Source organism: Myxococcus qinghaiensis (genome assembly GCF_024198215.1).
In the GTDB taxonomy this organism is placed as follows: domain Bacteria; phylum Myxococcota; class Myxococcia; order Myxococcales; family Myxococcaceae; genus Myxococcus; species Myxococcus qinghaiensis.
This window is the reverse complement of the sequence record NZ_JAKCFA010000037.1, coordinates 14972-37669: the sequence shown is the minus strand read 5'-3', so window position 1 is coordinate 37669 and position 22698 is coordinate 14972. Positions and strand designations below refer to the sequence as shown.

Annotated in this window: 17 protein-coding genes; 4 read left to right on the top strand and 13 right to left on the bottom strand. The window is 68.5% G+C overall.

Annotation, left to right across the window (positions count from 1 at the left end; genetic code table 11):
• Nucleotides 1-19: 19 nt before the first annotated feature.
• Genes LZ199_RS42565 through LZ199_RS42525 form a run of 9 tightly spaced genes read right to left on the bottom strand, consistent with a single transcriptional unit; the run spans nucleotide 20 to nucleotide 11508 of the window.
• Nucleotides 20-1426, bottom strand: coding sequence for an aldehyde dehydrogenase family protein (locus tag LZ199_RS42565; protein WP_253999547.1), 1407 nt, complete (start codon nucleotides 1424-1426; stop codon nucleotides 20-22).
• Between the two features lie 30 nt (nucleotides 1427-1456).
• Nucleotides 1457-3634, bottom strand: coding sequence for a 3-hydroxyacyl-CoA dehydrogenase NAD-binding domain-containing protein (locus LZ199_RS42560; RefSeq protein ID WP_253999546.1), 2178 nt, complete (start codon nucleotides 3632-3634; stop codon nucleotides 1457-1459).
• Between the two features lie 41 nt (nucleotides 3635-3675).
• Nucleotides 3676-4887 (bottom strand): acetyl-CoA C-acetyltransferase, encoded by a 1212-nt coding sequence (locus LZ199_RS42555; RefSeq protein WP_253999545.1) that lies wholly within the window; start codon nucleotides 4885-4887, stop codon nucleotides 3676-3678.
• 34 nt (nucleotides 4888-4921) lie between these two features.
• Nucleotides 4922-6070 carry an acyl-CoA dehydrogenase family protein gene (locus tag LZ199_RS42550; protein ID WP_253999544.1) on the bottom strand — a complete coding sequence of 383 codons (1149 nt, stop codon included), beginning with the start codon at nucleotides 6068-6070 and terminating at the stop codon, nucleotides 4922-4924.
• A 29-nt stretch (nucleotides 6071-6099) separates the two neighbouring features.
• On the bottom strand, nucleotides 6100-7239 hold the full coding sequence (locus LZ199_RS42545; protein WP_253999543.1) for an acyl-CoA dehydrogenase family protein: 1140 nt from the start codon (nucleotides 7237-7239) through the stop codon (nucleotides 6100-6102).
• 32 nt (nucleotides 7240-7271) lie between these two features.
• A complete protein-coding gene (locus LZ199_RS42540; protein WP_253999542.1) occupies nucleotides 7272-9110 on the bottom strand; it encodes an AMP-dependent synthetase/ligase in 1839 nt (612 codons plus the stop codon).
• Nucleotides 9111-9158: 48 nt separating this feature from the next.
• Nucleotides 9159-9986: an SDR family oxidoreductase gene (locus LZ199_RS42535; RefSeq protein WP_253999541.1), complete on the bottom strand. Its 828-nt coding sequence runs from the start codon at nucleotides 9984-9986 to the stop codon at nucleotides 9159-9161.
• Complete coding sequence (locus LZ199_RS42530) at nucleotides 9983-10669, bottom strand: TetR/AcrR family transcriptional regulator (protein ID WP_253999540.1); 687 nt, start codon at nucleotides 10667-10669, stop codon at nucleotides 9983-9985. Before LZ199_RS42530 ends, LZ199_RS42535 begins: the two co-directional genes overlap by 4 nt.
• Entirely contained in the window at nucleotides 10666-11508 is an 843-nt protein-coding gene (locus tag LZ199_RS42525) for an enoyl-CoA hydratase-related protein (protein WP_253999539.1), read from the bottom strand. Before LZ199_RS42525 ends, LZ199_RS42530 begins: the two co-directional genes overlap by 4 nt.
• A gap of 317 nt (nucleotides 11509-11825) precedes the next feature.
• On the opposite strand from LZ199_RS42525, the gene LZ199_RS42520 reads away from it, so the two are divergent.
• Both LZ199_RS42520 and LZ199_RS42515 read left to right on the top strand, forming a co-directional pair.
• The gene (locus LZ199_RS42520) at nucleotides 11826-12116 is read left to right on the top strand and encodes a hypothetical protein (protein ID WP_253999538.1); all 291 of its coding nucleotides are present in this window, start codon (nucleotides 11826-11828) and stop codon (nucleotides 12114-12116) included.
• 326 nt (nucleotides 12117-12442) lie between these two features.
• Nucleotides 12443-16477, top strand: coding sequence for a PPC domain-containing protein (locus tag LZ199_RS42515; RefSeq protein WP_253999537.1), 4035 nt, complete (start codon nucleotides 12443-12445; stop codon nucleotides 16475-16477).
• A 60-nt stretch (nucleotides 16478-16537) separates the two neighbouring features.
• Here LZ199_RS42515 and LZ199_RS42510 read toward each other — a convergent pair whose 3' ends face one another.
• A complete protein-coding gene (locus LZ199_RS42510; protein ID WP_253999536.1) occupies nucleotides 16538-16954 on the bottom strand; it encodes a peptidase inhibitor family I36 protein in 417 nt (138 codons plus the stop codon).
• 266 nt (nucleotides 16955-17220) lie between these two features.
• On the opposite strand from LZ199_RS42510, the gene LZ199_RS42505 reads away from it, so the two are divergent.
• Nucleotides 17221-18228, top strand: a complete 1008-nt coding sequence (locus LZ199_RS42505; protein ID WP_253999535.1) for a zinc-binding alcohol dehydrogenase family protein — start codon at nucleotides 17221-17223, stop codon at nucleotides 18226-18228.
• A gap of 17 nt (nucleotides 18229-18245) precedes the next feature.
• On the opposite strand, the gene LZ199_RS42500 is transcribed toward LZ199_RS42505, so the two are convergent.
• The 3 genes from LZ199_RS42500 to LZ199_RS42490 form a co-directional block, all read right to left on the bottom strand.
• A complete protein-coding gene (locus tag LZ199_RS42500) occupies nucleotides 18246-18764 on the bottom strand; it encodes a hypothetical protein (RefSeq protein WP_253999534.1) in 519 nt (172 codons plus the stop codon).
• A gap of 112 nt (nucleotides 18765-18876) precedes the next feature.
• Nucleotides 18877-19764, bottom strand: a complete 888-nt coding sequence (gene folD, locus LZ199_RS42495; protein WP_253999533.1) for a bifunctional methylenetetrahydrofolate dehydrogenase/methenyltetrahydrofolate cyclohydrolase FolD — start codon at nucleotides 19762-19764, stop codon at nucleotides 18877-18879.
• 84 nt (nucleotides 19765-19848) lie between these two features.
• Entirely contained in the window at nucleotides 19849-21567 is a 1719-nt protein-coding gene (locus LZ199_RS42490) for a B12-binding domain-containing radical SAM protein (protein ID WP_253999532.1), read from the bottom strand.
• Between the two features lie 433 nt (nucleotides 21568-22000).
• Between LZ199_RS42490 and LZ199_RS42485 the strand changes: the two genes are divergently transcribed.
• The gene (locus LZ199_RS42485; RefSeq protein WP_253999531.1) at nucleotides 22001-22663 is read left to right on the top strand and encodes a hypothetical protein; all 663 of its coding nucleotides are present in this window, start codon (nucleotides 22001-22003) and stop codon (nucleotides 22661-22663) included.
• The last annotated feature ends 35 nt before the right edge of the window (nucleotides 22664-22698 follow it).

Here is a 22698-nt window from a genome sequence, read left to right as displayed (position 1 = left end):
AACACCCCGGGGGCCGTTGCTACATCAGGCGCTTGAAGAGGCCGAGCTTGCCCACGTACGGCGGGTAACGCATGGCCAGGTCCAGCAGGAAGGGCCGCTTCACGACGCTCTTCTTGTGGCTGAAGGCATCGAAGCTCGACTGGCCGTGGTAGCCGCCCAGGCCGGACTCGCCCACGCCACCGAAGGGCAGACCCTCCACCGCGAAGTGGACGCAGACGTCGTTGACCACCGCGCCGCCGCTGGACGTCTCCGTGAGGACGCGCTCGTTGACGGCCGAGTCCTTCGCGAAGCTGTAGAGGGCGAGCGGCTTCGGACGCGAGCGCACGAAGCGGATGGCCTCGTCGATGCTCGGGCAGTCCACCAGCGGGAGGAGGGGACCGAAGATCTCCTCCTGCATCAGCGGGCTGGACAGGGGCGCGTCGGTGATGACGGTGGGCGCGAAGAAGCGTGAGGACGCCTCGCGCTCACCGCCGAAGGCCACCTTCCCGTGCCCCGCGAGCGCCGAGACGCGCTCGAAGTGCCGGGGGCTGATGATGCGGCCGTAGTCGTTGCTGGTGCGCGCGTCGGCGCCGTAGAAGCCGGTGACGGCCTTCTGGACCAGCGCGGTGAAGCGCTCCTTCAGCTCGGGAGGAATCAGCACGTAGTCCGGCGCGATGCACGTCTGGCCCGCGTTGACGAACTTGCCCCAGGCGATGCGGCGCGCGGTGACCTCCAGGTCCGCGCTCCGGTCCACGATGCACGGGCTCTTGCCGCCCAGCTCCAGGACGGTGGGCGTGAGGTGCTTCGCCGCGGCCTCCGCGACGACGCGGCCCACCTGGGTGCCGCCGGTGAAGAAGATGAGGTCCCACTTCTCCGCGAGGAGGGCGCGGCTGGTCTCCGCGTCCCCCTCCACGACGGTGACGACGTCTTCCGGGAACGCCTCTGTCAGCAGCCGGGTGAGCACGCTCGACGTCGCCGGGGCCAGCTCGCTGGGCTTGAGCACGGCGGTGCAGCCCGCGGCGAGCGCTCCGATGAGCGGCGCAATCGACAGCTGATAGGGGTAGTTCCAGGGGGCGATGATGAGCGTCACGCCGAGCGGGTCCGCGTACTGATAGGCCCGCGCCGGCTGGATGACGATGGGCGCTGGTGTCTTGCGCGGCTTCATCCATGACTTCACGTGCTTGAGCGCGTTCTTTATCTCCCCGTAGATGCTGCCGACCTCGGTGAGATACGCCTCCTCGGCGCTCTTGTTCAGGTCCGACTTGAGGGCGGCGAAGATCTCCGCCTCATACTTGCGCACGGCCTGGCCCAGGGTCTCCAACTGCGCCCGCCGCCACTCGAGCGGGAGCGTGACGCGGGACTCGAAATAGGCACGCTGCTTTTCGACGAGCGCCTTCGCATCGAACGAAGACGGGACAGCGGCGAGGCGGGTGGAACCCTGGGCCATGGGACTTCTCCTTGCGTGAGATTCGCGCGGCTACTTCAAGAACTCGCCCTTCTCGGCCTTCTCCACGAGCGACGCGGGGGGCAGGAAGTGCTTTCCGTAGCGCTGCGCCAGCTCGCGCGCGCGGGTGACGAAGCCACGCGGACCCGTGCCGCTGGGGCCTTCGTAGCCGTTGATGAACTGGGCCACGCCGCCCGTCCACGCCGGGAAGCCGATGCCCAGGATGGAGCCGATGTTGGCGTCCGCCGCCGAGCGCAACACGCCTTCATCGAAGCAGCGCACCGTGTCGATGGCCTCCGCGAACAGCATGCGCTCCTTCATGTCCTCGAAGGGGATGGTGTGGCCCGGCTTCGTGTAGTGCTGGGAGAGCCCCGGCCACAGGTTCGCGCGCTTGCCGTCCACGTATTCGTAGAAGCCCGCCCCGGTGGAGCGGCCCTTGCGCCCGTGCTTGTCGATGAGCGCGTCCACCACGGCGTAGCTGCCGTGCTCCACCCACGTCTGGCCCGCGGCCTCCGCGGCGGCCTTCGTCTCCAGGCGAATCTTGCGCGGCAGCGTCAGGGTGAGCTCGTCCATCAGCGCCAGGGGCGCCGCCGGGTAGCCGGCCTGCAGGCCCGCCTGCTCAATCGACGCCGGAGCGATTCCCTCGCCCACCATGGCGATGGCCTCGTTGAGGAACGTGCCGATGACGCGGCTGGTGAAGAAGCCCCGGCTGTCGTTGACGACGATGGGCGTCTTGCCAATCTGCACCGCGATGTCGATGGCCTTCGCCAGCGTCGCGTCGCTCGTCTTCTTGCCCGCGATGAGCTCCAAGAGCGGCATCTTGTCCACGGGGGAGAAGAAGTGCATGCCCACGAAGTCCTCCGTGCGCTTCACGCCCTCCGCCAGCAACGTAATCGGCAGGGTGGAGGTGTTGGACGCGAGGACGGCGTCAGGCGCGACGACGTCCTGCACCTCCTGGAACACCTTGTGCTTCAGCTCCACGCCCTCGAACACGGCCTCGATGACCAGGTCGCAGCCCTTGAGTTGGGCGGGGTCCGCCGTCGGGGTGATTCGCGCCAGGAGCGCGTCGCCCTTCTCCTTCGTGGACTTGCCCTTCTGGACGGCCTTCTCCACCAGCTTGACGGAGTACTGCTTGCCCTTCTCCGCGGACTCCAGGCTCACGTCCTTGAGCACCACGTCGATGCCCGCCTTGGCGCAGACGTAGGCGATGCCCGCGCCCATCATCCCGGCGCCCAGGATGCCGACCTTCTTCGCCGTGTGCTGCGGAAAGCCCTTGGGCCGGCCGCCACCGGAGTTGATGTGCTGCATGTCGAAGAAGAACGCCTGAATCATGTTCTTCGCGACCTGGCCGGTGGCCAGCTCGGTGAAGTAGCGCGACTCGATGGTGAACGCGGTGTCGACGTCCACCTGCGTGCCTTCCACGGCCACGGCCATGATGGCGCGCGGCGCGGGCATGTTCGCGCCCTTGATCTGCTTGCGCAGGTTGGCGGGGAAGGCGGGCAGGTTCGCCGCGAGGCCGGGATTGGACGGGGTGCCGCCCGGAATCTTGTAGCCCTTCGCGTCCCACGGCTGCTGCGCCGTCGGGTTCGCCTTGATCCACGCCTTGGCCGCGGGCAGCAGCGCCTCCACGGACTCCACCACCTCGTGCACGAGGCCCACTTCCTTGGCCTCCTGCGGGCGGTAGCGCTGGCCCTGGAGCAGCACCTTCATCATCGCGTCGACGATGCCCAGCATGCGCACCGTGCGCACCACGCCGCCGCCACCGGGCAGCAGGCCCAGCGTGACTTCCGGCAGGCCCACCTGCGCGCCCTTCACGTCCGCGACGATGCGGCGGTGGCAGGCCAGGGCAATCTCCAGGCCTCCGCCCAGCGCCGCGCCGTTGATGGCGGCGACCACGGGCTTGCCGAAGGTCTCCAGCGTGCGCAGGTGCGCCTTGATCTCCTGGACCAGCTCGAACGCCTGCTTCGCGTCCTCCTTGCGGATGCGCTGCAAGTCGTTCAGGTCGCCGCCGGCGAAGAAGGTCTTCTTCGCGGAGGTGAGGATGACGCCGGTGATGTCGGCCTTCTCCTTGACCAGCCGGTCCACCGTCGCGCGCATGGACTTCAAGTACGCGGCGTTCATGGTGTTGGCGGACTGGCTGGGGTCATCCAGCGTCAAGATGACGATGCCGTCGGCATCCTTGTCCCAGCGGATGGTGTTCTGCTCGCTCATGGGGTTCGCTCGAATCTTGTCGAAAGGTGAGTCAAAGGGGTTCAGACGCGCTCGATGAGGGTGGCCACGCCCATGCCACCACCGACGCAGAGGGTGATGACCGCGCGGCGCGCCTTGCGGCGCTCCAGCTCGTCCACCATGGTGCCGAGGATCATCGCGCCCGTGGCGCCCAGCGGGTGGCCCATGGCGATGGAGCCGCCGTTGACGTTGAGCTTGTCGCTCGGGATGCCCAGGTCCTTCTGGTACTTGAGCACCACGGAGGCGAACGCCTCGTTGAGCTCGAACAGGTCGATGTCCTTCACGGACAGGCCCGCCAGGTCGAGCAGCTTGCGCGTCGCCGGCAGGGGGCCGGTGAGCATGATGGTCGGGTCCGCGCCGGACGTCGCCACGGAGGCGATGCGCGCGCGCGGCGTCAGGCCCAGCTCCTTGCCCACCTTCTCCGAGCCGATGAGCACCAGCGCGGCGCCGTCGACAATGCCGGAGGAGTTGCCCGGGGTGTGCACGTGCTCGATGCGCTCCACCGCGTGGTACTTCTGGAGCGCCACCGCGTCGAAGCCGCCCATCTCGCCGATTCCGACGAAGGACGCGTTGAGCTGGCCCAGCGAGGCCACCGTGGACTCCGGCCGCATGTGCTCGTCGCGGTCCAGGATGGTGAGGCCGTTCTGGTCCGTCACGGGGATGACGGAGTTCTTGAAGTAGCCGCCGGCCCAGGCCTTGGCGGCGCGCTCCTGCGACTGCGCGGCGTAGCGGTCCACGTCCTCGCGGGTGAAGCCCTCCATCGTCGCGATGAGGTCCGCGGAGATGCCCTGCGGCACGAAGTACGTGTCGTAGTTGGTGGCGGGGTCCATGGCCCACGCGCCGCCGTCGGAGCCCATGGGCACGCGCGACATGCTCTCCACGCCGCCCGCGATGACCAGCTGCTCCCAGCCGGAGCGCACCTGCTGCGCGGCCATGTTCACCGCCGTCAGGCCGGAGGCACAGAAGCGGTTGAGCTGCACGCCACCCACCGTCTCCGGCAGGCCCGCCGCGAGCACCAGCGTGCGGGCGATGTCCGCGCCCTGGTCTCCCACGGGCGAGACGATGCCCAGCACCACGTCGTCGATGCGCTGGGGGTCCAGGTTCGGGTGACGCTTCTTCAGCGCGTCCACCAGCCCGACGAGCAGCGACAGGGGCTTGGTGCCGTGCAGCGCGCCTTTCTTGCCCTTGCCGCGAGGAGTACGAACCGCGTCGAAGATGAATGCTTCCTGGCTCACCGGGAGCCTCCTTGGGATTTGGTGTGGGAGTGGGCTACAGCGAACGGGCGACGAGCTCTTTCATGACCTCGTTGGCGCCGGCGAAGATGCGCATGACGCGAGTATCCGCGAACAGGTGGGCGATGGGGTATTCCTTCATGTACCCATACCCTCCGAAAAGCTGCAGGCAGCGGTCCGCGACGATACACGCCTGGTCCGTGAGCCAGTACTTGGCCATGGCCGCGGACGCCACGTCCAGCTCGCCCGCGAGGTGTCGCTCGATGCACTCGTCGAGGAACGCCCGGCCCACCCTCCGCAACGTCGCGCATTCCGCCAGCTCGAAGCGCGTGTTCTGCAGAGCGAAAAGTGGCTTGCCGAACACCTGTCGCTGCTTGGTGTACTCGACGGTGAGGTCCACGGCCCGGTCGATGCTCGCCTGCGCGAGGATGGCGGTGCTCAGCCGCTCTTGAGGCAGCTGCGACATGAGCTGCGCGAAGCCCTTGCCCTCCTCGCCTCCGAGCAGATTCACGGCGGGCACGTGCAGGTCATCGAAGAACAGCTCCGTGGTGTCCTGGCCATGGCCCCCGAGCTTCTCCAGGATGCGGCCCCGCTCGAAGCCGGGCGTGGTGTCGGAGACCTCCGCGCACACCAGGGAGATGCCCGCGTGGCCCTTCACGTCGCTGGTGCGCACCGCGAGGATGAGGAAGTCGCACACCCGGCCATTGGAGATGAACGTCTTGGAGCCGCTCACCCGGTAGAAGTCTCCGTCACGCACGGCGCGGGTGGAGATGGCCTGCAGGTCCGAGCCGGCGCCGGGCTCCGTCATGGCGATGGCGCCCACCCACTCTCCGCTGGCGAGCTTGGGCAGCCACTTCTGCTTCTGGGCCTCGGATGCGTACGCGAGCACGTAGTGCGCGACGATGGAGCAGTGCACGGCGAAGCCCATCGTCGGGTCTCCGGCGCGCACCTGCTCCTCGGTGAGCACCGCCTCGTGGGCGAACGTGCCGCCGCCTCCGCCGTACGCCTCTGGAATGGACATGCACAGGAGGCCCAGCTCGCCCGCCCGGCGGTAGAGTGCCTTGTCCGGGTGGCCCTGGGCCACGTGCTTGGGGACGTTGGGGAGGACTTCCTTGGTGAAATAGGTGGCCGCCAGGCCACGCACCTGCTCGAGCTCGTCAGAGCTCCATCGAGGACGTGCCGTCATTGTCTGTCTCGCTCCGTCGTGAGTCGCTCTTACAGTCCGAACGTCTTGCCGATGATGTCGCGCTGGATTTCGCTGGTGCCGCCGTAGACGGTGGAGATGACCGTGGCGCGCAGGTGCGACTCCATGTCGTACTCCGTCGCGTAGCCGTAGCCGCCCATCATCTGAACACCCTCGAGCGCCACGCGCTTGGCGGTCTCCGTCGTCTTCAGCTTGGCCATGGACGCCTCGCGGGGGAGCATCCGGTCGGGCGCTTCATCCGCCAGCTGCGCCACGCGGTAGATGAGCAGCTCGCAGCACTCCAGCTCCGTGGCCAGGTCCGCGATGCGGTGCTTGAGCGCCTGAAAAGAGCCGATGGGCTTGCCGAACTGCTTGCGCTCCTTCACGTAGGTGACGGCGTCGTCGAACGCGCGCCGGCCCCGGCCCAGCATGGAGGCGGCGAGCAGGAGCCGCTCGCTGTTGAGCCCCGACATGAGCTGCGGCCAGGCCTGGTCCACCTTGCCCACGATGGAGTCCTCCGGCAGGAAGCAGTCGGTGAAGAAGACGTCGTTGACCTCCTTGCCGTTGAGAGTGGGGATGCCGCGAATCTCCACGCCCGGCGTGCCCGTGCGAACGCAGAACATGGTGAGCCCCTCGTGCCGGGAGCCCGAGGACTGGGTGCGCGCGACGAGCAGCAGGTGGTCGGCGAAGTGCGCGTTGGAGCACCACGTCTTCTGGCCGTTGACGAGGAAGCCTCCGCTGGTGCGCGTGGCGCGGCACGTAATCGCGGCCGCGTCCGAGCCCGCGTCGGGCTCCGAGATGGAGATGGCCTCCACGCGGCCCCGGGTGATGCCGGTGAGGACCTTCTCCTTCTGCGCCTCGCTGCCGAACTTCGCGTAGGGGCTCGCGGCGACGGCCGTGGTGATGTAGCCGCCCACCGGGGCGAGCCCGTACGAGGTGCGCTCGGCGAACAGGCACATCTCGGACATGCCGCCGTCGGAGCCGCCGTACTTGGGGGAGATGCCCACGCCCAGCCAGCCCAGCTCCGCCATCTCGGCATAGAGCCGCGGGTTGTGGGCCTCGACGCCGTGCTGGGTCAGCGCGTCGCGCTGCGCGCGGGTGCCCGTCTTGGCGCGACAAAACGCGTCGATGGAAGCAGCGAAGGACGCTTGCTCCGGAGTTCTCGCATGCATGGGGACTCGTGAGGGAGGCGGCGGGTGGTGTGTCAGGCGTTCTCGTAGAACGAGGCGATGCGCTCCGCGTACTGCTTGAGAATCACGCGGCGCTTGAGCTTCAGCGTCGGGGTCAGCTCGCCCGTCGCCGGCCCCCACGTCTCCGTGACGACCTCGAAGCGTTTGATCTGCTCGGCGCGGGAGAGCCGGCTGTTGATGGAGGCCACGAGCGCTTCCAGCTCGGAGCGGACCGCCGCGTCTTTCGTCAGCTCCAGCAGGGACTGGGGCGCAAGGCCCCGCGCCTTGGCCCACGTGGGCGCGACGTCCGCGTCCAGGCAGAGGAGCGCCGTCACATACGGCCAGCCGTCGCCAATCGCGATGGCCTGTCCGACGAGCGGGTGGGCGCGCAGCATTCCCTCGATGCGGGACGGGGCGATGTTCTTCCCGCTGGAGGTGATGATGAGCTCCTTCTTGCGGTCGGTGATGGTGAGGTAGCCCTCGTCGTCGACGGTGCCGATGTCGCCCGTGGCGAGCCAGCCGTCCGCGTCCACCGGGCTCTCAATCCTCCCGTCCGCGCCCAGGTAGCCCAGGAACAGCACGGGCCCGCGCACGAAGATTTCGCCGTCCGCCGCCAGCCGGACGTGAAGGCCGGGGATGGGCCGGCCCACCGCGCCCACGCGGAACTCCGTGGGCGTGTTGATGGTGGCGCAGCCCGTCGTCTCGCTCATGCCCCAGACCTCCAGCACCTTGATGCCGAAGCCGCCCAGGTACTCCAGCACCTCCACGGGGATGGGCGCCGAGCCGCTGCTCGCCCACTTCAGCGCGTCCAGGCCCAGCGTCGCGCGCAGGGGCTTGAGGATCATCTCCTCCACCGCGGCGACCTTCTGGGCCAGCTCCGGCGGCACGCTCTTTCCGGAGCCCTCCAGCCGGAACGCCTCCAGCGCCGTGGCGTGCGCGGCCATGATGGCGTCGCGCCGGGGCGCTTCCAGGGTGGAGAGCTTCGCCTTGAGGCCGCCGGCCAGCTTCTCCCAGACGCGCGGCACGCCGAAGAAGGCGGGGGGCCGCACCCTGGCCATCAGCGGCACCACGCCCGCGGGGTCCGCGCAGATGTGCACGTGCAGCGCCTTGTAGAGGAAGCGGTACAGGCCCAGCTCCCGCTCCGCGATGTGCGCCAGCGGCAGGTAGGCGATGGACGGCGCCTGCATCGGCGTGGGCACCACGGCGTCCACGGAGATGGCCTCATAGAAGGCGTTGCGGTGGCTGAGCACCACGCCCTTGGGGTCTCCGGTGGTGCCGGAGGTGTACATCATCGCGATGGGGTCCTCGGGGCGGATGCTCTTCCAGCCCTCCTCGAAGACGTCGGGAGACTCCTGGTGCAGCCTGCCTCCGTCCGCCTCCACCTGCGCGAAGGAGACGTAGCGCGAGTCCCCCACGGGCACCGCCGCCGCGTCGATGACGATGATGCGCTTGAGGGAGAAGAGCGCCTTGAGGATGGGCCGCCAGCGGGCCACTTCTTCAGCGCCCTCCAGCACCACGACGGTGGCCGCGCTGTGCTGGGCGACGTAGCCTACCTGCTCGGTGCTCAGCGTCTGGTACGCGGTACAGGGGATGGCGCCCAGGTGCACGGCGGCATAGTCGATGAGCCAGTGCTCCGGCCGGCTCGACATCATGATCATCATCCGCTCGCCACGCTGGAGGCCGAGCGCGCCCAGCCCGCGAGTCAGCGCGGCGGTGCGCGCGCGAAGCTGGACCCACGTGTGCGTCGAGTCACCGGCGCTGAGCGCGGGGGTGTCCGCGTACTCCTCCGCGTTGCGCTTGAGGAGCAGCGGCAGGGTGAGCTTGTTCGCCAGGGATTGGCACTGCGCCTCCAGGTCTGCGAGCGACGTACCCATGGGCACCTCCAGCACTAGATTGCCAACGACTCTCAGCGGGCTTTCACTTCAGGGGTCGACGTACAGGTCCAACATCACGTCGGGACCGCCGCCGTAGCGACTGAAGTCTGTGATTCCTTCGGCGCGCAGGACGTCCTCGTCGATGAACGTGTGCCCGGTGCAGTCACGGGGCCGGCGCTGGAGGATGGCCACGGCCGCGTCCGCCATGATTTCCGGCGCGCGGGCCCGTTGCATGGACGCATCTCCCCCCAGCAGGTTCTTCACGGCGGCGGTGGCGATGAGCGTCCTGGGCCAGAGCGCGTTGGCGGCGATGCCGGCCTCCGCGAACTCCGCCGCCCAGCCGAGCGTCAGCAGCGTCATGCCGTACTTGGCCATGGTGTACGCCGGATGCTTGCCCAGCCAGTGCGGCGCCAGGTTGATGGGAGGCGACAGCGAGAGGATGTGCGCGTGCGGGGAGCGGCGCAGGTGCGGCAGCGCGGTGCGCGTCAGGAGGAACGTGCCCCGGACTTGAATCTGCTGCATCAAATCGAACCGCTTGAGCGGCAGCTCGTCAGTCTTCAGGGGGGCCAGCGCGCTCGCGTTGTTCACGCAGAAGTCGATGCCACCGAAGCGCGCCACGGCCTCGTCCACGGCGCGCTGCACGTCGGCTTCCTCGCGCACGTCGCCGACCACAGCGAGCGCGTGGCCACCCGCGGCGCGAATCTCGTCCGCGGCCGTGTGCACGGTGCCCGGCAGCCGGGGGTCCGGCGTGTCGGTCTTCGCCAGGAGCACGACATTGGCTCCCAGCCGGCCCGCGGCGATGCCGATGGCCAGCCCGATTCCACGACTTCCTCCGGACATCAGCAGCGTGCGTCCCGCGAGTGGCTTCTGGGTCATCCTTCGTCCTTTTCGCGCGGGGCTCCCGGCTTGACGGCGGGAGCGTCACCCTTGTCGGCGCGACCTTGGGGTGGGGTGAGCTGGGGGAGGACGTCCTGGACGATGGTGATGAGCGCCTCGCTCAGGAGCAGGTGCGCCTCCTCGCGGGAGAGGGTGCCACCGCGAATCCACTCGCGGATGGTGGCCTTCACCATGCCGGCGTAGGAGCGCATCATCGCGCGGTGCCGGGCGTCGCTGCCGACCTCCACCTTCATGCCGAGGAACTCGAGCGTCTTCGCCGCGGCCACGTCGTCCGCCGCGGAGATGATGCGCTCGACGTCCGGGTCCGCGATGCTGCCCGCGCCGGTGACGGCGACGTAGGTCTTTCCGTGCGTCGCCACCGTGTCGAGGTACCACTCGACGCTGCGCTCCACGCGCTGGCGCAGGGTTCCCGTGGGGCTGACTTTCTCTTCGAGGCCGGGCATGAGCAGCATCCTCTTCACGACCTTCAGGTAGAGGTCCCGCTTCTGCCCGAAGTAGTGGTTGAGCAGCCCCCGGGCGACGCCGGCTTCCTTGGCGATGTCCGTGGTGGAGACCTGCGCGTAGGGGCGCTCGCCGAACAGGCGCATCGCGCACTCCAAAATCTGCTCCCTGCGCGCATCTGGTTCCAGGCGCTTCCAGCGAGGCGCGGGCGCGGGGCTCATGACTCACGCTCCCGCCAGGGAAGGAACGCGGGCAGGTCCTGCTCCACGGTGCGCGCGAAGGAGGGTGGCCGTTTCTGGAGGAAGGCCATGACGCCCTCCACGGCATCCGGGCTCTGGCCCAGCGTCGCGATGAGCTGGCTGTCCAACGCGAAGGCCTGCTCGGGAGAGGGCAGGGCGCTCATCCGGTAGAGGGATTGACGGATGACGGCCACGGACACGGGCGCGGTGGTCTCCACCAGCTCTCGCGCCAGCGCGTACGCGGCGTCCAAGACGGCGTCGGGCTCATGCAGCGAGCGCACCAGCCCCGCGCTCAGCGCCTCCTCGGCGGGGATGAGCCTGCCGCTCACCATCCAGTCGAGCGCGCGCCCCATGCCCACCAGCCGGGGCAGGAACCAACTGGAGCCCGCCTCCGGGTAGATGCCTCGCCGGCTGAACACGAAGCCGAACCGGCTGTCCTTGGAGGCCAGGCGGAAGTCCGCCGGCAGCAACATGGTGGAGCCCACGCCCACCGCGGCGCCGCGCACGGCGGCGATGACCGGCTTGCGCAGCGCGAAGAGCTTGCGCGTCACCCGCGTCGCCGGCTCCACCCAGCCGTGCTCCGGCGGGGCGCTGTTGGCGACCTCGAACGACAACCCGCTCAGGTCCGCCCCCACGCAGAAGTCCTTGCCGGCCCCCGTGAGGATGACGACGCGCACGGCCTCGTCCGCGTCCGCCACGGACAGCGCGTCCGCCAGCTCGTCCGCCATCGTCACCGTGAAGCCGTTGCGCGATTCGGGTCGGTTCAGCTCGAGGGTGGCGATCCGATCCGCGACCGAGAACCGGATGTGTTCGTAGCTCATGGCTGGGGCCTCATTGCTCCTGTGAGGGAGATGATGGGAACTTGTTGGCGGAGTGTCAACAACAAGCGCCCTGCGAAGTCCTGCGTGCCTTTCGACGTGTTGCGTCATCCGGGAAGCTGTCCTTGCGGTGCGAAGAGGAGTCACGTGGGACCGAGCCTAGAGCCGGGCGGGGGCCGATGCACCCTCCGCGAAGACTTGCAACGGGAGAGGAAGCCTCCTGGGTGTCTGTCTATGCGAGCTTTGAATGCTCAAGCCCAGATAGTCTGGGACGCGGGCCGCGACGCGTGGCCCGCTCACCCGTTGTCGTGGAGCCCCCCATGAATCTCTTCTCGAAGTCCCTGCTCGCGGGTCTCGCCGCGCTGGCGTTGGCCCCGTCGTCCGCGTCGGCCCTTCCTCCCGATTGCGACGACCAGTGTCAGGATACGCCGCCGTGCTGGTTGGTTTGTACCGTTCCCGGAGGCAGGCGGATCATCACGTGCGGGGAGTGGTTCGAGGATTGGTCGGTGGGGACGTGCACCGCCGCCCGTGAGGATATCGAAGACGCGCTGGTGTCCATGGAGGAAGAAGAGGCGGCCAACGCGTCGTTCGAGTGCACGGAGCAGCAGTAGCTCGGCCTCACGGTTCTTCCGTGCCCACCATGCGCATCCTGGCGCGTGGTGGGCGAAGAGCGGACTTGAGTTCGCGACGTGGCGGGACGGCCTGGCGCCGCATGCCGTCGCATCTCGAAGTGCTCGCTCGTGCCTCGCATGCGCGCGACCTCGGGAGACCTCGCGGGTCCTCCTTGCTGAAAACCGTGTTGAAAAATCCTCGTGGCGCACCGCGACAGCTCGCGCCGGGGCCCGTTCGAAGGTGACGGAAGCAAGTGTCACCCGATTGCACGAACCTGGGGCTTCGCGGCAGCCACGGCGAGGCCCCGACACGATTCGAGGACCCTGTGAATTGTCTTCAACGCATCTGCCTGCTCGCGGGAGCGCTGCTCCTGTGGAGCGGCTGTGGTGATGAGCTACCCGAGTCCGGACTGGATTCCACCGAGCGCCGCGAGCAGGGCCTGGTGGACGGGGTGCTCACCCCGGGCACGGCCGTCCCGTTCATCGCGGCCCCGACGGGCGGGCAGCGGCTCTACACGATGGACGTCCCCGCCAACCAGAGCGCGGTGACGTTCACCACGACGGGAGGCCCCGGCAACCTGGACATGAAGGTGGGCTTCGGCGCCGCGCCGACGGCCACGACGGGCGAGTGCACGTCGGCGGGAGCGGACAGCGTGGAGCGCTGCACGGTGTCCGGCCGCGAGGCCGCTGGCACGTGGTACGTGCTGCTCACCGCGACGAGCGCCTTCTCCAACGTGACGCTCACGGGGACCGTCACCCCCCATGGCACGGGCACCAGCCCCGTGCGCACGCTGACCCCTGGCCAGGCCGTGACCGGCGTGTCCGGAGTCGTGGGCGACTGGCTGATGTACTCGCTCCAGGTGCCGGCGGGACAGACGCAACTGAGCGTGGCGCTCTCGGAAGGGACGGGCGACGCGGACCTCTACCTGCGACGCGGCTCCACACCCGACCTCGCGACTTATGACTGCCGCTCCCGCAACGTCGGCAACTCGGAGAGCTGCCTGGTGTCGGCGCCCCTGTCGGGCACCTGGTACGTCATGGTGCGCGGCTACAAGGTCTTCAGCGGTGCGAAGCTGGTGGGCACGGTGGTGCCTCCCGTGACGGCGCTCATCAATGGCCAGCCCGTCTTGAGCCTCTCGGCGGCCAAGGACGTCAACCTCTTCTACAAGCTGGAGGTGCCCGCGCAGCAGACCTCCCTGAAGGTGACGCTGACGGGAGGAACGGGCGACGCGGACCTCTACGTGAAGCGGGAAGCGCTGCCCACCACGGCGAGCTATGACTGCCGTTCGTGGGTCAGCGGCAACGCGGAGACGTGCACGGTGACGGCCCCGGCGGCGGGGACGTACTACGTGATGGTGCGGGCCTATGCGGCGTTCAGTGGAATCACCCTGCTGGCGCAGACGGTGGGTGGCGCCGAGCAGGCCATCCCGCTGACCAATGGCCTGACGGTGTCGGGCCTCTACAGCGACACGGGCGGGCCGTTCCTGTTCAAGCTGGAAGTCCCCCCAGCCGTCGCCACGCTCCGGTTCGAGGTGCCGAACGTTTTCGCCGGCTCTTTCTTCATGTCCGTGAAGTACGGCAGCCCGCCGGTGGGCACTGACTACGACTGTTCTCAGACGAGCACTGGGGCGGGGTGTTCCTATGAGGAACCCCAGGCGGGCACCTGGTACGTCCGGGTGGCTCCACACTATCCCTACAATTACTTCGACTACTTGTCGGTCCTGGGTGTGTACAGGGGCGTGGTCAGCCACACGGCGTTGACGAACCTCCAGCCCGTGACGGGCGTGGGGGGCCATGGCAATGACCGTCTCTACTACACGTTGCAGGTGCCGCCGGGTCAGGCGCGGCTGGCCATCTGGGCCCAGGGGGGAGCGGGCTCGGCCTCCGTGTCGGCGCGGCTTGGCCGCAAGCCCGAACACGATGGGGGCTATGTGTGCAGGCAGGGTTTGCCTGGCTCCTGCGTCATCGACGCCCCGGCGGCGGGCACGTGGCACTTCTGGGTGGAGCCGAGCGGCAACAACAACTTCGAAGGTCACACACTGACGGCCGGATACACCAGCTCCGTGCCTGTCTCCACGGGAGAACTGGTGCTCGACCAGCCCTCGGCCCCCATCTCCGGCATGCCGCTGGAGGATCGCCTGTTCACCCTTCAGGTGCCGCCCCACCAGGTGAAGCTCGAGTTCAGCCTGAGCAATCCTACGCTTGACGTCGTGGTGGATGCCCGGCCCGGCGGTGTGCCGCCTCCGACGGGCCTCTCGGGTTGTCTCATGGGCGTCACCTGCGTCATCGAGCGCCCGGCGGGTGGCACCTGGTATGTGCGCGTCCGCGCGCGCGCGGCCTTCTCGGGACAGACGCTCGTCGCGAAGGTGACCGCGCCCACCCCCCTGCTCAATGGCATCACCGTGAATGGCATCCCGGAGGGCTTCCAGCCCAACTACTACCGCTTCGATGTGCCCCCGGGGCGCAACGGGCTGACCTTCGTCACGCAGGGGGCCAGCCAGGCCGACGCGAGTCTCTACGTCAAGCGCGGCTCCCTGCCGACGACCACGGACTACGACTGTGCCTCCACCCAGTCGTACTCGTCCTATGAGCGGTGTGACTACTTCGACCCCCAGGAGGGGCCCTGGTTCGTGCTCGTGAAGGTCACCAGCATGTGGCCTCCTCCGGGCGCGGGCTACAACGCCACCCTCGTGGCGCGGCACTCGGAGACGGGGCCCATCTCCTCCATCACCGCCGACACGGCGACGCCCGTCCTGCCTTCGTCGAACGTCTTCCGGACCTACCGCCTGGAGCTCCCCGAGGGGCGGCCCTATCTGCTGGTGGAGCTGGTGGACAAGCCGTATCACGTGGGCACCGGGCCGGAGATCTGGATTCAGCACCAGGCCTCTCCGACCGAGTTCTCATACAAGTGCAAGTCCCGGAGCGCCTGTGACATCCCCACGCCCGCGGGAGGCGTCTGGTTCATCACCCTGTATGGCTCTTCCGCGTACGACGGGATGATGCGCATCACCACGATGAACCGGGAGGCGCGCGAGCTGGTCAATGGCATGTGGGAGCAGCCCGTCCAGAACGTCCCCGTGTCCACGATGACTGTCTTCAAGCTGGAGGTGCCTCCGGGCGCCAGCCACCTGAACTTCAACCTGAAGGGAGAGACCACGAACACCAGCAACGCGAACCTCTTCGTGCGTTACGGGGCTCCTCCCACGACCTATAGCCATGACTGCGCGTCGAGGAACGCCATGGGCAGCGAGGAGAACTGCGACTTCGTCCAGCCTCGCGCCGGCACGTGGTACGTGGGGCACTGGACGCAGACGGTGACGAACATACCGTCCGAGGCGCGCCTGTCGGGGACCTGGTCGATGACGCAGGCGGAAGGCATTCCCTCGCTGACGTCCCATGTCGCGCTCACCGGGCTCACGGCTCAGCCCGGCTCGCAGCAGGTGTGGAAGCTGGAGGTGCCGCCGGGCCAGGGCCTGCTGTGGTTCGGGACGGGAAACGGCGTGGGGAACCCGGCGCTCAAGGTGAAGTTCGGGGGGCGGCCGGTGGGGAGCGCGAGCGTGGACTGCTCCGGGTCCACCACCTCCAGCGGGCAGGTGTGTGTCATCCCCAACCCGAGCGAGGGGACGTGGTTCGTGTCGCTCACGGGGCCGGCGCGGTACCGGGGCCTGTCCCTCATGGGAGGCTTCATCAACGCGGGGACGGTGACGGCGCTCGCCAACGGCGTGCCCCTTCCCAACCTCGTCATCAAGCCGGGCCATCCCCAGTTCTTCACGCTGGAGGTGCCGGCGGGTGAGACGGAGCTGCTCTTCGAGGCGTCGGCCCCGGCGACGACGACAGGCGACCTGGCCGTCTATCTGGCGAAGGACACGCTCCCCACCACGGCCAGCACGCGCTGCGCGGAGCCCACCGCAGGCACCGTGCGGTGTCAGGTGTCGGCGCCCCAGGCGGGCACCTGGTACACGCTGGTGAGGTCCTCGTCGGCGACCTACGACACGGCCCGCATCGTGGGGTTCCATGCGCGGCAGGTGGACACGGTGCCGCTGGTGCGGAGCGGGACGTATACGAAGGGGCTCACCGGCTCGGTGAGCCTCGCGAGGACCTTCAAGGTCATGGTTCCCCCAGGCGCGGACCATCTCGCGGTGGAGGCGGGACCCATGGACACCGGGTCTCCCGCCGGTTCCGTCAAGATCGCGACCCGGAAGGGCAGCCCTCCGACGGCCACGGAGTTTGGTTGTGCCTCGTCGGGAGGAGGGAGCTACGGGGCCTGCTGGGTCTTGGACCCCGAGCCGGGCGTCTGGTACGTCACCATGACTCCGACGACGGCCTATCGCGACCAGTGGGTGTTCGTGGAAGCCCCGTAGCGCCACGCGGGTCCGGTGCGCCGCGAGCCGGAAGGTGTGGCTCGCGGCGTACCCGGTGCGTCAGTAGACCCAGACGCTCTTGGGGGCGAAGTACAGCGGGCTGGCGGACTCGCCCGGGCCCACCATCTGGGGATAGCCCTGGCAGTTCTCGTTGGGGAACAGCGCCGCGGCCTGGTCATTCGTGTTGATGGCGGAGACGGCCCGGTCCTCCCAGCCGTGCTCGGGCAGCCCTACGCACGTCCCCGAACCGCCCGGCGGCCAGGCCATGACGTTCCAGACGGCGCCGGTGTAGTCAGGCCCGTCGAACAGGCAGAGGACTCCAGACCAGGGACACGGGGAGGTCTCCTCGGCCGAGGCCTGGGCGGGGGTCAGCAGCACCGTCGCCGCCGAAAGTCCGAGCAACGCGAAGGAGCTCAGGGCCAGCAGACCCGAGCGAATGAGACGACGGGGATTCCGACCGAACGTGTGCCAATTCATGGGGGTGTCTCCTTTGTGCATCCCGGGGTGGGCTGCGGGGAAATGGTGGCATTGCGACGGGAGGGGTGCCCTGGAGACGGATTCCCAAAGGAAGGTCTATCCGCTGGCGGACTGTTTGCGTTCGCAGGTCAGGAGAAGTTCCATGCTCCTGGAAGGAGTGTCTTTGATTGGACGCAAAGGCAGTTCGCGCCAGTTCCGACTGGGTTTGGTGCGGACGTCGGCGTTCAATGACGTTGAATTGTTCGACAAGCCTTCAGGAGCTTCCCATGCGAGCCGTCGGTTATCGCCAGCCTCTCCCCGCGTCGGACCCCCACGCGCTGCTCGACGTGGAGCTGCCAGACCCCGTCCCAGGTGAGAGGGATTTGCTGGTGGAGGTGCGCGCCATCTCCGTCAATCCCGTGGATGTGAAGGTTCGCGCGAGCGCGACACCACCCGCTGGGGAGGTGAAGGTGCTGGGCTGGGATGCGGCCGGTGTGGTGCGGGCGGTGGGGGCGGGGGTGAAGCTGTTCAAGCCCGGGGAGCGCGTCTGGTACGCTGGCACCATCACCCGGCCTGGCACCGACAGCGAACTTCACGTCGTGGACGAGCGCATCGTGGGCCACATGCCGACGTCGCTGGGCTTCGCGGAGGCGGCGGCGCTGCCGCTGACGGCCGTCACCGCGTGGGAGTTGCTCTTCGACCGGCTCCAGGTGCCGGAGGGGAAGGGGGGCGGCGCATTGCTCGTGGTGGGCGCCGCGGGAGGGGTGGGCTCCATCCTGGTGCAACTCGCGAGGAGGCTCACGGGGCTGACGGTGATTGGCACGGCCTCGCGTCCGGAGACGCAGGACTGGGTTCGCGAGCGGGGGGCGCACCATGTCATCGACCACCAGCAGCCGCTGGCGCAGGAGCTCAAGCGCATTGGCGTGCCGCAGGTGGAGTTCATCGCCAGCCTGACGCACACGGACCGGCACTACGCGCAGCTGGTGGAGGCGTTGGCGCCGCAGGGCCGGCTCGGCGTCATCGACGACCCGGGCCCCATCGACGTGCGCGAATTGAAGCGCAAGAGCGCGTCGCTCCACTGGGAGCTGATGTTCACCCGCTCCATGTTCGGCACCCCGGACATGCAGGCGCAGCACGACATGCTGGAGCGGGTGTCGAAGCTGGTGGACGCGGGCATGCTGCGGACCACGGTGGGCGAGCACTTCGGCCGCATCGACGCGGCGAACCTGAGGCGCGCCCACCAGCTCCTGGAGTCACACAAAGCCAAGGGCAAGCTGGTGCTGGAAGGCTTCTGACGCGCGGGGCGCGTGTGTCAGAAATGCGCTCCGAGCCCGAGCACTGCCCTGTCATTGACGATACCCAGCGAAGGCGTGAGCCCCAGGGGGATGTTGAACCGGGCCCGGGGTGCGGCGAATTCCTCGTTGTCCTCCCAATCCCAGTCAGAGCCGGTGACGAGCCTGAGATAGCCCGCCCCCAGCGACAGCCCCAGCATGATGCCCGTCAGGAGGCTGGTTCCACAGCCCTCACCCCCCTTGTCGTAGCCCGCGCAGACGGCGATGCCGGCGGCGAGTCCCACGCCGGTGAGGAGCAGGGGCACCAGCCAGATGTGGGTGGGAATCCCTTCGCTGGTCGCCGCGTGGCCATCGACGGAGAGGGCGCGGAGGCGGTTGCCCTCCGCCAGGCGGCCAGGTCCGAAGAGGGCCCGGGACTCCATCACTCGCGTGGACCGCGCAGGGGAGGAGAAGTCGAAGGCGCGGGGCGCGGCGAGGACGGTGCCCGGGGTGGCAAGCCAGAGGCACAGCCCGACAGTGGCGAGGACAGGGTTCTTCATGGGGTCGTTCACGAGGAGGCGCTGGCCGGCCTGGTGTGCCAGCGAGCGAGCTTTGTGAACTTCCCGACGAAGTGCGCGGGGAGATATTCACCCGGAGGCCGGGGCTCCTCCTCTACGGCTGGCTTCGCGTCACGCGGGCCCGAGCGGCCTGGAGGGTATTGGCGAGCAGCATGGTGATGGTCATCGGGCCGACGCCTCCGGGCACGGGGGTGATGGCCTCGGCGACCTGGCTGACGGCGTCGAAGTCCACGTCGCCCACCATCTTGAAGCCGCGCGCGGAGCCCGGGTCTTCGACGCGGTTCTGTCCCACGTCGATGACCACCACGCCGGGCTTCACCATTTCCGCGGTGATGAGGTTCTGCTTGCCCACCGCGACGATGAGGATGTCGGCCTGCCGGGTGAACGAGGCGAGGTCGGGGGTGTGCCGGTGGGTGATGGTGACGGTGGCGTCCGGGCCGGGGGCCATCAGCAGCGAGGCCAGCGGCTTGCTGACGATGAGGCTGCGCCCCACGATGACCACGTGCTTGCCCCGCGTGGGGATGTTCTCACGGCGCAGCATCTCCAGGATGCCCGCGGGGGTGCAGGGGATGAAGGCGCGCGGGTCACCCACGAAGGCCAGCCCGGCGTTCTGCGGATGGAAGCCATCCACGTCCTTGTCCGGGTGGATGTGCTCCAGGACGGCCTTGTAGGGGAGGTGCGCGGGGAGGGGGAGCTGGACGAGGATGCCGTGGACCGTCGCGTCCGAGTTCAGCCGGTCGATGACGGCGAACAGCTCGTCCTTGGACACGTCCTCCGGCAGGTTCAGCGTCTGGCCCTTCATCCCCAGGGCCTCGCAGGCGCGTGTCTTGCTCGCGACATAGGCCTGGCTCGCGGGGTTGTTGCCCACCAGCACCACGGAGAGCCCTGGCGTGACTCCGGCGGCCTGAAGCTCCGCCACCTGTTGAGCCATCTCGGCCCGCATCACCCGGCTCAGCTCGGTTCCATCGATGTTCCGCGCCATGGGGGCTCCATACGCCAGATTCCCGGCCGTGCCGCGCCCTTTCTGGGGTGGGGAGGCCCGGCTGTTGACCCCTGGTGACTGCCCCTACGCCGGCTGGAGGAAGCGGCCGTCCACCAGGTGGTCAATCACTTCGCGCGCGGAGTGTGGATCCAACCGCGCCTTCGTCCCCAACTGGCTCACGGCGCTGGAGACCGTCGCGGGACGCTCGAAGGCGGCCAGGGCGGCGAGGAGGATGGCCCCGTCCTGCCCCTGCACCAGCGTCGGGTCCGAGAACTTGCGAGGGCTGACCGTGGGCGCGCATGTCAGGGTGATGCCGTCGACCGAGCGGAGGACCGTCACGGGCTCCTGAGCCACCTTCGCCGGGGCCCGGTGCTGGCCCAGCCACTCCCCCAGCGTGAATCGCCGCGTCGACGGCGCGGTGTTCAGGAGCCGGGTGCGTCCATTGACGTCGACGGTGCGCCGCGTGTCCCGGTGCTTCCAGGCGAGCGCGTCCACCTGGTCGGAGTTGCGCTGCACGGCCGCCTCGAGCGCCGCGTCGCGGAAGCGAATCATCGGCACCGACACGTCGCCGGGCTCGCGCTGCTCGAAGTAGTCGACGAACTCCTTGAACGTCTTCGCCTCGCTCACCATGTCGAAGCGGGCGGGATGCTCGGTGACCAGGGCGCCGGGCTGCGCTTCGAGCCGCTGATAACCCACCACGCAGTCCAGGCTGATGACGCGCTCCACCAGCCGCAGCTCCTCCGCCAGCCGGGCCGTGTCAGTGAACGGCAGGCCGCCGATGCCGGAGATCTCCATGTCCAGGTTCGGATGGCGGCGACAGGCGTCGATGACCTGGAGCAGCTCGCTGTCCCTGGCGCAGGGCTTGAGCAGGCCCTTGCCCATCTGGTCCAGGCGCTGTTGCTCGGAGAAGCAGCCGATGTCGATGACCATGTAGACGCGCTTGAAGGTCCGGGCCAGCTCGGCGACGAGCTCCAGGCGCGGCACGCCCCACAGGAAGTACGTGCAGCAGTGCTTCGAGAGGTCCACGCCCGCCCAGGTGCTCCCCAGGAACTCCGCGGTGCTGCCGGCGAAGTCGTAGCGCATCTGCCACGTCTGTCCGGCGATCTCCTGGTGGTCCCTCCGCACGCTCTGCTCGGAGCGCAGGAACGGCTTCGCGCGCCCGAAGGCCGCCTTCTGGTTGCCCCGGGCCCCGCCGCAATAGAGGCAGTTCTCGCCACACCCCTTGCCGGGCGCCACCCAGCCGGAGAACGAGTTGCGGTCCAACTGGCTCAGGAACAGCTCGTCGAAGTGGGAGTAGTAGATGTCCTCGGTGTTGGTGGCGCCCTGGATGTAGGTCAGGGGCAGTCGCCGGGAGGCGCCGGACGGGGAGCGCGACACGCAGTTGGGCGGGGACTCCTCCCCCTGGCAGATGGCCAGCAGCGGCACCTCGCCGTCACCCAGCACGATGTGGTCGATGCAGTCGAACGCGTGCAGCTCCCTCCACCAGTACGACGCGGAGTTGCCACCCACGACGATGCGAATCCCGGGGTCTATCTTCCTCAGTGTCCGGGCGATGAGCAGCGCGCGGTCCACGTGGTGGAACCACTTGAGGCTGATGCCGACCACGCGCGGCCGGACGCGGGCGACGAGGCCCTCGAACGAGCGCACCACCTCCGCCTCCGTCTCGTCGCCGTCGTACAGCCGCACGAAGGCCTCGATGCCGCCACGTCGCAGGTAGCTCGCCAGGTAGAGGATGCCGCACGTGGCCTCGCCCGTACCGGCGCCCACGAGGAGAACTGGCGAGAGCTCACGACCACCACCCATGCGACAAGCACCGACCTTTCCGAGAAGGGGGGCACAGTAGACGATTCGGGCCTCCGTCGGCGCGGGAATGGTGACCTCCAGCGGGCGGGCGTCCGAGCGGCGCCGGGGCCGCCTGGGCCTGCCGCGCCTTCGCCCCGCCTCGGACTCCGGATTCGTATCGCCGAGGCCTTCGCTTCGATGCGGGGGGAGGCATCACGTCTGACAGGCTCGCCACGGCTGTAGCAACGGACGCTACAAAGACAGCCCGTTTTCTCATCGTTCCTGACGTGGCTGACAGACTTGTAGCGTGGCATGTCACAGTGGGAGGTGAAATGGATGTGAATGATTCGCATTCAGGCTTGTATGCAGACCTTCAATCACAGCAAAGTGCGGTTCTCACTCATCAGGGGGCTGCATGCGCATCTCGTCTTCGACTTCTTCCTCTCGTATCGGTATGTCTCGCGGTTGGCTGTGTGCCGCGGCCGTCGCCATGGCGCTCATCGTCGCCTCTCCGGGCCGTGCGGATGCCCAGTGTACGAGCTGGCCGACCAACACCACCGTGAACCCAGGCACGGGGTACTCCGACACCATCAATGTCTCGGGGCTGGCCTACGGGACGTACATCATCACCGCGACCTCCTCCGGGAGCGCGGGTCTCATCAACCTGGCCTTCAGCGCCGCGCCGGGCGTGTCCTGGAGCAATGGCACCAAGGGTTTCATCGGTTCCTCGACGACGATGTATCTGAGCTTCATCCTGGCTGCCGCGGCGCAGCCGGGTCGCTGGTCGACCGTCAACCTGAGTGTCACCAACACCGCGGGCCAGACGGTCTGCTCCTCCAGCTTCGTGGTGTCGGTGGCCGGTGATGCGTGCCCGGGCGACGTCGTCTGGAACGGGACCACGGTCGACGCGACCTTCGATGGCGCCAACTGCTTCGTGGCCTCGATGCCTGCGGGCGACGGCTCGCCCTTCATGCATGCCAACAACTATTACATGACGCGCGGCCCGAACAACGTGTGTGAGGCGGGCTGGTTCGACGGCGCCAACTGCTACCTCGGCACGCCTCCCAGCGGGAAGTCGGGCTTCTTCTGGGGCTCGGCGTTCTACTACTCGCCCTGACGAACCCCGCTGTGACGTCCCCGCGCGGCGAGGTG

What these genes read in the sequence shown, in the direction of transcription:
- LZ199_RS42565 (WP_253999547.1), bottom strand. Translation starts at nt 1,426, where the DNA reads ATGGCCCAGGGTTCCACCCGCCTCGCCGCTGTCCCGTCTTCGTTCGAT.
- LZ199_RS42560 (WP_253999546.1), bottom strand. Translation starts at nt 3,634, where the DNA reads ATGAGCGAGCAGAACACCATCCGCTGGGACAAGGATGCCGACGGCATC.
- LZ199_RS42550 (WP_253999544.1), bottom strand. Translation starts at nt 6,070, where the DNA reads ATGACGGCACGTCCTCGATGGAGCTCTGACGAGCTCGAGCAGGTGCGT.
- LZ199_RS42545 (WP_253999543.1), bottom strand. Translation starts at nt 7,239, where the DNA reads ATGCATGCGAGAACTCCGGAGCAAGCGTCCTTCGCTGCTTCCATCGAC.
- LZ199_RS42540 (WP_253999542.1), bottom strand. Translation starts at nt 9,110, where the DNA reads ATGGGTACGTCGCTCGCAGACCTGGAGGCGCAGTGCCAATCCCTGGCG.
- LZ199_RS42535 (WP_253999541.1), bottom strand. Translation starts at nt 9,986, where the DNA reads ATGACCCAGAAGCCACTCGCGGGACGCACGCTGCTGATGTCCGGAGGA.
- LZ199_RS42530 (WP_253999540.1), bottom strand. Translation starts at nt 10,669, where the DNA reads ATGAGCCCCGCGCCCGCGCCTCGCTGGAAGCGCCTGGAACCAGATGCG.
- LZ199_RS42525 (WP_253999539.1), bottom strand. Translation starts at nt 11,508, where the DNA reads ATGAGCTACGAACACATCCGGTTCTCGGTCGCGGATCGGATCGCCACC.
- LZ199_RS42520 (WP_253999538.1), top strand. Translation starts at nt 11,826, where the DNA reads ATGAATCTCTTCTCGAAGTCCCTGCTCGCGGGTCTCGCCGCGCTGGCG.
- LZ199_RS42510 (WP_253999536.1), bottom strand. Translation starts at nt 16,954, where the DNA reads ATGAATTGGCACACGTTCGGTCGGAATCCCCGTCGTCTCATTCGCTCG.
- LZ199_RS42505 (WP_253999535.1), top strand. Translation starts at nt 17,221, where the DNA reads ATGCGAGCCGTCGGTTATCGCCAGCCTCTCCCCGCGTCGGACCCCCAC.
- LZ199_RS42500 (WP_253999534.1), bottom strand. Translation starts at nt 18,764, where the DNA reads ATGAAGAACCCTGTCCTCGCCACTGTCGGGCTGTGCCTCTGGCTTGCC.
- folD (WP_253999533.1), bottom strand. Translation starts at nt 19,764, where the DNA reads ATGGCGCGGAACATCGATGGAACCGAGCTGAGCCGGGTGATGCGGGCC.
- LZ199_RS42490 (WP_253999532.1), bottom strand. Translation starts at nt 21,567, where the DNA reads ATGGGTGGTGGTCGTGAGCTCTCGCCAGTTCTCCTCGTGGGCGCCGGT.
- LZ199_RS42485 (WP_253999531.1), top strand. Translation starts at nt 22,001, where the DNA reads ATGTCTCGCGGTTGGCTGTGTGCCGCGGCCGTCGCCATGGCGCTCATC.